Source organism: Serratia sp. UGAL515B_01 (genome assembly GCF_033095805.1).
GTDB lineage: Bacteria > Pseudomonadota > Gammaproteobacteria > Enterobacterales > Enterobacteriaceae > Chania.
Window position 1 is genome coordinate 3375508 of sequence record NZ_CP109901.1, and the last position, 12528, is coordinate 3388035.

The 12528-nt window shown below is 50.6% G+C and carries 9 protein-coding genes; 3 read left to right on the forward strand and 6 right to left on the reverse strand.

The window, feature by feature from the left end; translation table 11 throughout:
* Positions 1-197: 197 nt before the first annotated feature.
* Entirely contained in the window at positions 198-1145 is a 948-nt protein-coding gene (locus tag OK023_RS15180; protein ID WP_317693516.1) for a TIGR01212 family radical SAM protein, read from the reverse strand.
* Positions 1146-1838: 693 nt separating this feature from the next.
* Between OK023_RS15180 and gltB the strand changes: the two genes are divergently transcribed.
* Positions 1839-6299, forward strand: a complete 4461-nt coding sequence (gene gltB / locus OK023_RS15185; RefSeq protein ID WP_317693517.1) for a glutamate synthase large subunit — start codon at positions 1839-1841, stop codon at positions 6297-6299.
* 14 nt (positions 6300-6313) lie between these two features.
* Complete coding sequence (locus OK023_RS15190) at positions 6314-7732, forward strand: glutamate synthase small subunit (protein ID WP_317693518.1); 1419 nt, start codon at positions 6314-6316, stop codon at positions 7730-7732.
* 130 nt (positions 7733-7862) lie between these two features.
* On the opposite strand, the gene sspB is transcribed toward OK023_RS15190, so the two are convergent.
* The 5 genes from sspB to zapE form a co-directional block, all read right to left on the reverse strand.
* The gene (gene sspB, locus OK023_RS15195; protein WP_317693519.1) at positions 7863-8363 is read right to left on the reverse strand and encodes a ClpXP protease specificity-enhancing factor; all 501 of its coding nucleotides are present in this window, start codon (positions 8361-8363) and stop codon (positions 7863-7865) included.
* Between the two features lie 6 nt (positions 8364-8369).
* Positions 8370-9011 carry a stringent starvation protein SspA gene (gene sspA / locus OK023_RS15200; RefSeq protein ID WP_317693520.1) on the reverse strand — a complete coding sequence of 214 codons (642 nt, stop codon included), beginning with the start codon at positions 9009-9011 and terminating at the stop codon, positions 8370-8372.
* Positions 9012-9449: 438 nt separating this feature from the next.
* Entirely contained in the window at positions 9450-9842 is a 393-nt protein-coding gene (gene rpsI, locus OK023_RS15205) for a 30S ribosomal protein S9 (RefSeq protein ID WP_317693521.1), read from the reverse strand.
* Between the two features lie 15 nt (positions 9843-9857).
* Entirely contained in the window at positions 9858-10286 is a 429-nt protein-coding gene (gene rplM, locus OK023_RS15210) for a 50S ribosomal protein L13 (RefSeq protein ID WP_317693522.1), read from the reverse strand.
* A gap of 360 nt (positions 10287-10646) precedes the next feature.
* Positions 10647-11780 (reverse strand): cell division protein ZapE, encoded by a 1134-nt coding sequence (gene zapE / locus OK023_RS15215; protein ID WP_317693523.1) that lies wholly within the window; start codon positions 11778-11780, stop codon positions 10647-10649.
* A 230-nt stretch (positions 11781-12010) separates the two neighbouring features.
* On the opposite strand from zapE, the gene zapG reads away from it, so the two are divergent.
* Complete coding sequence (gene zapG, locus OK023_RS15220; RefSeq protein WP_317693524.1) at positions 12011-12409, forward strand: Z-ring associated protein ZapG; 399 nt, start codon at positions 12011-12013, stop codon at positions 12407-12409.
* The last annotated feature ends 119 nt before the right edge of the window (positions 12410-12528 follow it).

A 12528-nucleotide genomic window follows, 5' to 3' on the forward strand; every position in this document is an offset into this window, starting at 1 on the left:
AGAGCTTGGTAAACCAAGTGACTGAGCTGACAAATCTGCCGGGAGCAGATTTGTCAGCTGCTTGTAAAAGCCTAAAGGGGCCAAGTCACAAAGGCAGCCAACACCCGCTGTAGCTTGAATGGCAGCAGATATAAATAATACCGTAAAAAACTGTTGAGATAAGGAACCTTACCAAGATGTGTGGGAATGGTTACAAATCAGTCCAAGAGGGAGACGTTATCAGGATTGTAGCGTTGCTTTACTCCCAGGGCTGAACCTTGTCCCCCTTGCGATTGGAGATAGCCTCCAACGGCCTGCATACCATTCCAGCGATTCTCACACCATAATGGCGCTAGCAAAGTGGGCCGCCGAGCGCTGGCAGAAATACGGTGAAAGACAACCTCTTTAGGTGTGTGGCGGATCATTTCACCGGCGCTGACAGCATAATCATTTAATACCAGTTCCGGCAAACGCCCCGCCTTCCAAGCTCGCGCCATAGTGCTACCAGTAACGATATGCAACGGATGCAATTTGATACCGTCCACTCCGCCTTCAAGCACGGCTTGCAACGTTGCCAGATGCTCTTGATAGCCCTCCCCTGGCAAACCAATGATAAGATGGCTGCAAACTTTCAAACCGCGCTCGCGAGCCAAGCGTGCAGTATTTTGATAACAAGAGAAATTATGCCCCCGATTGATGCGTCTCAACGTTTTATCGTGCGCCGTCTGTAGCCCCAGCTCAAGCCAGGCCTCAAAGCCTTGCTCACAATAACTTGCAAGCAGATCGAGCGCTGCTTCAGGCACGCAGTCTGGGCGAGTCCCCACACAGATGCCAACAATATCTGCCTGTGATAATGCCTGCCGGTACATGGTGGCCAGCAACTCAACTTCCGCATACGTGCTGGTATACGCTTGGAAATAGGCAAGATAGCGTTGTGCTCGGTTGGCCTTTTTTGCCTGAATAGCTAACTGTTCAGTAATACTTTGTTGCTGCATCTGCTCATCGGCAAAAGAGGCAACGTTACAAAAAGTGCAACCACCACGGCCAAGGGTGCCATCGCGATTCGGACAACTAAACCCGCCATGCAGTGATAGTTTATGGATCTTTTCACCATAGCGGCGCTGAAGATCGCTGCCAAACATATTGACTAATTGCGGCAACTGCATAATTCTGATACTTCTCTGTATTAAAATCCGTGATGCTAGTAAAAAACGGTTTTTCCCGCGATGACAGAGATCAATGCTTTTTCCCAAAGGCCGGTTAATGTATAACTATTCATCATTAGTGCAAATAAAATCATTTTTTCGGTGATGAAACTTTCTAATCCTGCATGCACAGTTAATATCTTTATGACATGATGATGAAAAATAGTTTTTAAAATTAATAAATATTTATTTTATAGAACAAAAATTCAAAAAATATGTTTTTACCAGTATAGGCCAGAGATTCGAACAGCACTACACAGTGAGACAGTTCACACTTTTTCAGCTCTACGCACGTCTTATCATCACAATAAAAATGCATAAAAATTATTATTTTTCATAATGATAATCTCAATCAAACCGCCAAGGATCGCTGTTAAGCCTATATTTGACCTGTGTATTCTTTCTCGTTAAGTTGGAGGGCCGCTGGAAGCTTTCCGGACGGACAAACGCCTCGTCATATTTATGCAGTAATTAAGACTCCCTCTTAAAACAAGTCATTCACCACTTGTGAAAACCGTCACGAGAGGCCACTGATAGAGGGTAGAAAAGCAGATTGGCGATATTGACCTTGCTGATTAGACTTCTGCCTGAAGTTGATACGCCCCCTCGCAGTCGGTTGTAAGAGTCACACAGAGCCTGGGGAGGTTCACTGGTATGTTGTACGATAAATCCCAAGAGAGGGACAACTGTGGTTTCGGTCTGATAGCCCATATTGAGGGTGAACCCAGCCACAAGGTAGTGCGTACCGCTATTCACGCACTGGCACGCATGCAGCACCGTGGGGCGATCCTTGCTGACGGCAAGACCGGTGACGGTTGCGGTCTTTTATTGCAAAAACCCGATCGTTTTTTCCGCATGGTGGCTGAAGAGCGCGGCTGGCGTTTAGCCAAAAACTATGCCGTTGGCATGATGTTCCTTAGCCAAAATGAGGAGGAAGCACACGCAAGTCGTCGCGTGGTTGAAGAAGAATTGCAGAATGAAACCCTGTCGATAGTCGGCTGGCGTGAAGTCCCTACCAACCCGGACGTTTTGGGTGAGATTGCACTCTCTTCCTTACCACGTATTGAACAGATTTTCGTCAACGCCCCTGCTGGCTGGCGCCCTCGCGATATGGAGCGCCGCCTGTTCGTTGCCCGCCGCCGTATTGAGAAACGTGTTCAGGATGACAGCTTTTATGTGTGCAGTTTCTCCAACCTGGTCACGATCTATAAAGGCTTATGTATGCCTACCGATCTGCCACGTTTCTACCTGGATTTGGCCGATCTGCGTCTGGAGTCTGCTATCTGTCTGTTCCACCAGCGCTTCTCTACCAATACCGTACCACGCTGGCCGTTAGCACAACCGTTTCGCTATCTGGCGCACAACGGTGAGATCAACACCATTACCGGTAACCGCCAGTGGGCACGCGCCCGAATGTATAAATTCCAGACACCACTGATCCCGGATCTTCAAGCCGCGGCACCTTTCGCTAACGAAACCGGTTCCGACTCCAGTTCGCTGGATAATATGTTAGAACTGCTGTTGGCGGGCGGGATGGATCTGATCCGTGCCATGCGTTTACTGGTACCGCCAGCCTGGCAGAACAACCCGGACATGGACACCGATCTACGTGCATTCTTCGACTTCAACTCAATGCACATGGAGCCGTGGGACGGCCCGGCGGGTATTGTGATGTCCGATGGTCGCTATGCTGCTTGTAACTTGGATCGTAACGGCCTGCGCCCAGCACGCTACGTGATCACCAAAGATAAGCTGATCACCTGTGCTTCGGAGGTCGGTATCTGGGATTACCAACCCGATGAGGTGGTGGAAAAAGGTCGGGTTGGTCCAGGGGAACTGATGGTGATCGATACACGTAGCGGTAAGATACTGCACTCTGCCGAAACCGATAACGATCTGAAAAGCCGCCATCCGTATAAAGAGTGGATGGAGAAGAACGTCAAACGCCTGGTACCGTTCGAAGACCTGCCAGAAGATCAGGTGGGTCGCCGCGAGCTAGACGACGCTACGCTGGAAACTTACCAGAAGCAGTTTGGCTACAGCAACGAAGAACTAGAGCAGGTGATCCGTGTCCTGGGTGAGATTGGTCAGGAAGCTACCGGCTCGATGGGTGATGATACCCCATTTGCCGTGCTCTCTAGCCGACCGCGCATTATTTATGATTACTTCCGCCAGCAGTTTGCGCAGGTCACCAATCCGCCAATCGATCCGCTGCGTGAGGCGCACGTGATGTCATTGGCCACCAGCATTGGCCGCGAGATGAATGTGTTCTGCGAAGCCGAAGGTCAGGCTCACCGTCTGAGCTTCAAATCACCGATCCTGCTTTACTCGGATTTCAAACAGCTCACCACGCTGGAGGGGGAATATTACCGCGCCGATACGCTCGACCTGACCTTCGATCCAGCACAGCAAGATCTGGAACAGACCATCCGTGAGTTGTGCGACGAAGCGGAACGTAAAGTTCGTGATGGCGCAGTGCTGCTGGTGCTCTCTGACCGCGCTATCAGCAACCAACGTTTGCCGGTACCGGCACCGATGGCAGTAGGAGCGATCCAGACCCGCCTGGTTGAAAAGAATTTGCGTTGTGATGCCAATATCATCGTCGAAACAGCCAGTGCACGTGACCCACACCACTTTGCCGTATTGTTGGGTTTTGGCGCTACGGCGGTCTACCCTTACCTCGCTTATGAAACGCTGGCAAAGCTGGTAGACAGCCAAGCTATCAACAAAAAATACCGCGACGTCATGCTTAACTACCGTAACGGTATTAATAAAGGGCTGTACAAGATCATGTCCAAGATGGGCATCTCAACTATCGCCTCTTACCGTTGTTCCAAACTGTTTGAGGCGGTTGGGCTGCACCGTGATTTGTGCGATCTTTGTTTCCAAGGTGTGGTCAGCCGCATCGCAGGTGCCAGCTTCAGCGATTTCCAACAGGATCTGCAAAATCTGTCCAAACGCGCCTGGCTGAAACGCAAACCGCTGGATCAGGGCGGGCTACTGAAGTTTGTTCATAACGGCGAGTACCATGCCTACAACCCTGACGTAGTGAACTCGCTGCAAAAAGCGGTACACAGCGGCGAATACAGCGATTACCAGGTTTACGCCAAGTTGGTCAACGAACGTCCGATTGCTATGCTGCGTGATCTGTTCGCAATCAAACCGCAGGGCAAGCCGATCCCTGTCGATCAGGTGGAGCCTGCAGAATCGCTGTTTAAGCGCTTCGATACCGCAGCTATGTCGATTGGGGCTTTGAGCCCGGAAGCTCACGAATCATTAGCAATTGCCATGAACAGCCTTGGAGGATTCTCCAACTCCGGAGAAGGCGGAGAAGACCCGGCACGTTACGGCACCAATAAGGTTTCGCGGATCAAGCAAGTGGCTTCTGGCCGCTTCGGTGTGACTCCCGCTTACCTGATTAACGCCGATGTTATTCAGATTAAGGTCGCCCAAGGCGCCAAGCCTGGTGAAGGTGGTCAGTTGCCGGGGGATAAAGTTACGCCGTATATCGCCAAACTGCGTTATTCAGTACCTGGCGTTACCCTGATCTCCCCACCACCGCACCACGATATTTACTCGATCGAAGATTTGGCACAGCTGATTTTCGATCTGAAGCAGGTCAATCCGAAGGCGATGATTTCGGTGAAACTGGTTTCAGAACCCGGCGTGGGAACCATTGCCACCGGTGTGGCTAAAGCCTATGCCGATCTGATCACCATTGCAGGTTATGACGGTGGTACCGGTGCAAGTCCACTTTCATCAGTGAAGTACGCGGGTTGTCCGTGGGAACTGGGTCTGGTGGAAACACAACAGGCGCTGGTTGCCAATGGTCTGCGCCATAAGATCCGCCTGCAAGTGGATGGCGGGCTGAAAACCGGTGTGGATATCGTTAAAGCGGCCATCCTGGGTGCAGAAAGCTTCGGTTTTGGTACTGGGCCGATGGTGGCGCTGGGCTGTAAATACCTGCGTATCTGCCATTTGAACAACTGCGCCACCGGTGTTGCAACTCAGGATGAGAAACTACGCCGCGATCACTACCACGGCCTGCCGGAACGCGTCACTCACTATTTCCAGTTTATCGCCCGTGAAACCCGCGAAATCATGGCCGAGTTGGGTGTCAGTCAATTGGTGGAACTGATTGGCCGTACCGAGTTCCTGACCGAGCTGGACGGGATCTCCGCCAAGCAGAACAAGCTGGATCTGTCGCCATTGTTAAAAACGGCTACGCCACATGCAGGCAAAGCATTGTACTGCACAGAAAGTAGCAACCCTCCGTTCGATCAGGGGGTGCTAAACAAAACACTGATGGCGCAGGCACAGCCACATATTGAAGCGAAGCAAAGCAAAACCTTCTACTTCGATATTCGCAATACTGACCGCTCTGTGGGCGCAATGCTGTCGGGAGCTATTGCCACAATCCACGGTGACCAAGGAATGGCAGCAGACCCAATCAAGGTCCATTTCTCCGGAACAGCGGGTCAGAGCTTCGGCGTCTGGAACGCCGGTGGCGTCGAACTGACCCTAACGGGTGATGCTAACGATTATGTCGGCAAAGGCATGGCTGGTGGCCGTATCGTCGTGCGTCCTCCCGTGGGTTCTGCCTTCCGCAGTTTTGAGGCCAGTATCATCGGTAATACCTGCCTGTATGGCGCCACTGGCGGCAAACTGTTTGCTGCTGGCCGTGCAGGGGAACGTTTTGCCGTACGTAACTCTGGTGCTATTACCGTCGTTGAAGGTATTGGCGACAATGGTTGCGAATATATGACCGGTGGCATCGTTTGTGTGCTGGGTAAAACAGGTATCAACTTTGGTGCGGGCATGACCGGTGGATTCGCCTACGTACTGGATGAAGACGGCGAGTTCCGTAAACGTGTTAATCCTGAACTGGTGGAAGTTCTGGAAGTTGACCAACTGGCGATCCATGAAGAACACCTGCGTGGTTTGATTACCGAGCACGCTCAGTTGACTGGTTCATCGCGTGCGGAAGAAATTCTGGCTCACTGGCCAGAATGGGCACCAAAATTTGCGTTGATCAAGCCAAAGTCCAGCGATGTCAAAGCATTGTTGGGTCACCGTAGTCGAAGCGCCGCAGAGCTGCGGGTTCAGGCGCAGTAGTAAGGGGTCATTGAATGAGTCAAAATGTTTATCAATTTATCGACCTGCAGCGCGTTGATCCGCCCAAAAAACCGCTGAAGATCCGCAAAATTGAGTTTGTAGAGATTTACGAACCGTTTTCGGAAACTCAGGCGAAGGCGCAGGCCGACCGTTGTCTATCCTGTGGCAACCCTTATTGCGAATGGAAATGTCCGGTTCACAACTATATTCCCAACTGGCTAAAACTGGCAAACGAAGGCCGCATTATGGAAGCGGCAGATCTAGCGCATCAGACCAATAGCTTGCCTGAAGTCTGTGGCCGTGTCTGTCCGCAAGACCGGCTATGTGAGGGCTCATGTACTCTGAACGATGAGTTCGGTGCAGTCACCATCGGTAATATCGAGCGTTATATCAATGATAAAGCGATTGAAATGGGTTGGAAGCCGGATTTGTCACACGTCCATCCAACCGGCAAGCGGGTTGCTATCGTCGGCGCAGGCCCGGCTGGCCTGGCCTGCGCCGACGTATTAACCCGAAATGGTGTTAAATCTGTTGTTTTTGATCGTCACCCAGAAATTGGTGGTCTGCTGACTTTTGGCATTCCAGCGTTCAAACTGGAAAAGGAAGTGATGATCAAACGCCGCGAAATCTTTAGCGAGATGGGGATCGAATTCCAACTCAACACTGAAGTCGGCAAAGACATCACGATGGAAACCTTGCTGAGTGAATACGATGCCGTATTCCTTGGTGTGGGCACCTATCAGTCTATGCGTGGTGGATTGGAAAACGAAGATGCGCCGGGCGTTTACGATGCGTTACCTTTCCTAATCGCCAACACTAAACAGTTAATGGGCTACGAAGCACAACAGCATGAACCTTATATCAGTATGGAAGGCAAACGTGTTGTTGTTCTGGGCGGTGGTGATACTGCAATGGACTGTGTTCGCACTGCTATTCGCCAAGGTGCTACTCAAGTCTCCTGCGCTTACCGCCGTGATGAGGCCAATATGCCCGGTTCACGGCGTGAGGTGAAGAACGCCCGTGAAGAAGGGGTTGAGTTCAAATTCAACCTGCAACCGCTAAGCATTGAGCTTAACAGTTCTGGACATGTCGCTGGCGTCAGGATGGTACGTACCCAATTGGGTTCACCGGATGCCAATGGCCGCCAAGTCGCTGAGCAAGTACCAGGTTCAGAACACGTGCTCGCCGCAGACGCAGTGGTAATTGCATTTGGTTTCCGCCCACACCAGATGGATTGGCTGGCTGTGCATGGCGTTCAGCTCGATAAACAGGGCTGTATCGTCGCGCCGGAGAGCATGGATAATGCTTTCCAGACCAGCAATCCAAAGATATTCGCCGGTGGTGATGCCGTACGCGGTTCCGATCTGGTGGTTACTGCTATTGCTGAGGGGCGTAAAGCCGCTGAGGGCATCATGAACTATCTGGAAGTCTAGTCAGACTAGTATTGGTCATAGGGCTGGATAACACCGGCCCTTATTTTTGACTGTAGCACCCCAGTTTATGCAAACCAGTCGCCATAAAAAAAGCACAGCATGCTGTGCCTTTTTATACGTCTAATGCTGATTACTTAACAACACGCAACGCCGGGCGACCACCACGTGGCGGCGGAGTTGGTTCGTCATCTGGGCCATTATCACCCTCGTCATTATCAGGACGATTGCCGTCAACCACCGACATCAGGGCCGCTGAAGTGCTTTTCCCAGTTTCAGGATCTTCAACAACCCCTTCAGCTTCATATGCGGCTTCAGGTTCAAACATGGTGCCAGCCCCGTTTTCACGCGCATAAATTGCCAACACGGCAGCGATCGGAACCAAAACCTGACGCGGTACACCACCAAAGCGTGCATTGAAGCTCACTTCATTGTCGCCGAGTTGCAAGTTGCCTACGGCACGCGGAGCAATATTCAATACGATCTGACCATCGCGGACAAACTCCATGGGTACCTGCACACCAGGAAGCATGACATCCACCACTAGATGCGGAGTGAGTTGGTTATCCAGCAACCAGTCATAGAATGCCCGTAATAAATAAGGCCGGCGTGGAGTCATCTGAAGCGTATCCATGGCGACTTAGCCCCGAGTCTGCAGGCGCATTTCGCGCTCGGCTTCGGTCAGAGAAGCCAGGAATGCATCACGCTCGAATACGCGGGTCATATAGCCTTTCAGCTCTTTGGAACCTGCACCGATTAATTCAATACCCATTTGCGGCAAACGCCACAGCAACGGAGCAAGGTAGCAGTCCACCAGGCTAAATTCTTCGCTCATGAAGTAAGGCGTCTGACCAAAGATTGGGGCGATAGCCAGCAGCTCTTCGCGCAGTTGACGGCGTGCTGATTCAGCTTCCTGACCGTTGCTCTGCTCGATTTTGTACATCAGCGAGTACCAATTTTTCTCGATGCGTAACATCATCAAACGGCTTTCACCACGCGCAACCGGATAAACAGGCATTAACGGTGGATGCGGGAAACGTTCATCAAGGTATTCCATGATGATGCGGGATTCGTACAGGGTCAGTTCGCGATCAACCAGCGTCGGTACCGTTTGGTAAGGGTTGAGGTCAATCAGATCCTGCGGCAGGTTATCGGGTTCAACCTGCTCGATCTCGACGCTGACGCCTTTTTCAGCCAGTACAATACGTACTTGATGGCTAAAGATGTCGGTCGGGCCAGAGAACAGCGTCATTACCGAACGTTTGTTGGCAGCGACAGCCATGAAAACCTCCAAGTTTTGTCTAGAAAATACGGCGAATAGCCAAACACCCATTGTATTTCAATCTGCAGTGTACCGCCTGCGAGCGCAAATTTCAGTCACTTACCTCAGTAACCGAGGCCTTGCCGCAGAGTGCAATCATTGGGGATATCAGGCTGCTATCATGAATAATCCTGACCGCAAGCGAAGCAGTTCGTAGGTAAACCTTAGGTCTAGAAAAGGCCTCTTAGGTCGACTGACAGCAACTGCATGGCGAACAGGCGAAAAATTGGAACACAGTTTACCAGATTTTGACTGTTTTGTGGGGGTTATGCGGCGCTTTCATGCTGATTTATCCGTCAGACCACGGATTTAATTGAATTTTAAGCTTAATACACGCATAAAAAAACCCGGTGAAACACCGGGTTTTCGCGGTAATCCGCACTGCCGAAGCAGGGGAAATTAACGCTTGGAGAACTGCGGACGACGACGTGCTTTACGCAGGCCGACTTTCTTACGTTCAACCTTACGAGCATCACGAGTGACGAAGCCAGCTTTACGCAGCTCACCACGCAGAGTCTCGTCGTACTCCATCAGTGCACGGGTGATACCGTGACGGATAGCGCCAGCTTGACCTGAAATGCCACCACCTTTAACAGTGATGTACAGATCCAGTTTACCGACCATGTCAACCAGTTCCAGCGGCTGACGAACTACCATGCGGGCAGTTTCGCGACCAAAGTACTGTTCCAGGGTGCGCTGGTTGATAACGATGTTACCGTTGCCCGGCTTGATAAAAACGCGAGCGGCGGAGCTTTTGCGGCGACCAGTGCCGTAGTATTGATTTTCAGCCATTGCCTATAATCCCGATTAGATGTCAAGAACTTGCGGTTGCTGTGCCGCGTGATTGTGCTCAGTGCCAGCGTAAACTTTCAGTTTACGGAACATTGCACGACCCAACGGGCCCTTCGGCAGCATGCCTTTAACCGCGATTTCAATCACACGCTCAGGACGGCGAGCAATCATCTCTTCAAAGGTCGCTTCTTTAATACCACCGACGTGACCGGTGTGATGGTAATACATCTTGTCATTACGCTTGTTGCCGGTTACAGCAACTTTTTCTGCGTTCAGAACGATGATGTAATCACCCGTATCAACGTGCGGGGTGTATTCCGCTTTATGCTTGCCGCGCAGACGACGAGCCAGTTCAGTAGCGAGACGGCCTAAAGTTTTACCGTCCGCATCAACAACATACCAGTCGCGTTTTACGGTTTCTGGTTTAGCTGTGAAAGTTTTCATTAAAAGCTTACCCAATAATTAGTTACACGCAGGTGTTCACCCAACGCTCGAAAACAGTTGAGGCTCACACGACCATCAAGTCCAGCAAACCTACCCCTTCGAATAGCCATTGCCGGCACTATCAAAGTTTTTGGGAAAAAAACTTTGTTGTAACGTGGGGTCGCAGGATTATAGAGAAGTCGCTGGCAAAGATCGAACAGTTTTTGAATTGAAAACGAATTTAGCGCAATTGGCTGATTTACAAGCTTAGATGATTTATCAACGAGCCGAGGCGGAGTCCCTTAACGTCGCTGCTCTTTCCGACCAGAGCCATTTGCACACAGATAAGAGACGTAGCCAAGTCGCCTGCCTGGAAAACGCTTATGGCAGATGTGGCAATTTCAGGTATTCCTCGCTCTGCATCTCCTGTAGCCGCGACAGGCAGCGCTGAAACTCAAACTTCAGCTGTTCTCCCTGATAAATCTCGAACATCGAGGCTTCAGCAGCGATCACCAGCTTGACGTGACGCTCATAGAATTCATCTACCAGCGCCAGAAAACGACGGGCGGCATTCTCTTTCAATGGCCCCATAACGCGCACATTGTACAACATCACGCTGTGATAAAGACGCGACAGAGCAATGTAATCCAGTTGACTACGCGCCTCTTCGCACAGGGTATGAAAGTCTACTGCCAATACCCCATCAACAGCACGTATCGCGGCCAATGGCCGGTGATTAATTTGCAGTACCGGGGCATCGTCTCCCGCTCTTCCGGCCAGTTTGCAGAAAATGTGATCCATCGTGTCTTGAGTTTGTTGATTGAGCGGCGTTAGATAAAGATGCGCCTGTGTCAAAGTCCGCAAACGATAATCAATCCCCGCATCGACATTCATCACGTCGCAATACTCTTTGATTAATTTGATCGCAGGCAGGAAACGCGCTCGCTGCAGACCATTACGATAGAGATCGTCTGGCAAAATGTTGGAAGTCGCCACCAGGGTGATGCCACGTGCAAACAATGCCTGTAGCAACGTCGCCAACAACATGGCATCCGTGATATCGGAAACAAAAAACTCATCAAAACACAGCACATCTGTCTGCGCCTTAAATCCATCGGCAACGATTTCCAACGGATTTTCTTGCCCCTGTAATTCAGTCAGTTCTTCATGCACTCGCAGCATAAAACGGTGGAAATGCAACCGCAGTTTGCGATCACCGGGCAAACTATGGAAGAACAGATCCATCAACCAGGTCTTTCCCCTGCCCACTCCCCCCCACATATATAGCCCTTGTATCGGACGCAGGGGCGCTGTTTCTTCTCCTTTGCCTATACTTAGCCAGCGACTGAGTTTACGACGCAAGCCACCGTTGTCGATACTAGGAACAGGCACCTGCTGTAATGCCTGATAAATACGGTCTAACTGAGTAACGGCTTGGCGCTGAACCGCATCAGCCTGATATTCTCCCGCATCCAGCGCCTGCTGGTAACGTAATAACGGTGACTGTGCCTGCATTTATTCGAATATCCCTAAGAACTCTGAGAATTTATTTAGCCAATTTTCGCTGCGTTTCGCTGCCGTTTTGCATCCTGTTCGCCACATTTATCTGCAATGCAGCCAGATAAAAAAACCGCATACAGTAGGTAAAGGTTTATCAGGATTCCACTCGGACAAGGTTAACGGTTATAGTGGTTATTATTAAGTAAAAAACCCTGCGAAACAATGAAGTCACAATAGGAGTCATTATGACCTGGGAGTATGCGCTGATTGGATTGGTTGTCGGTATCGTGATTGGTGCGGTAGCAATGCGTTTTAGTAGCCGTAAATTGCGCCAGCAACAAGCCTTGCAAAGCGAACTGGATAAAAGCAAAACCGAACTTGAGGAGTACCGTCAAGAGTTGGTTGGCCATTTTGCGCGCAGTGCCGAATTGTTGGATAACATGGCACGTGACTATCGCCAGCTATATCAGCATATGGCAAAAAGTTCCAATAACCTTCTGCCAGACCTGCCGATACCGGACAATCCGTTTCGCTACAGTCTGACCGAGGCGGAGGCAGATAACGATCAAGCCCCCGTTGAAATACCGCGTGACTATTCCGAAGGTGCATCAGGCCTGCTTCGTGGCGCACCAACTAGAGATTAACCGCAAAAATAAGTAACCCGTGGAATTATCCACGGGTTTTATCACTAACACACTCCCCTATTACTGACTTCTGAACTATTCTTGTAGTTGGTGAATAAATGAACTTTTTACGCTAATTC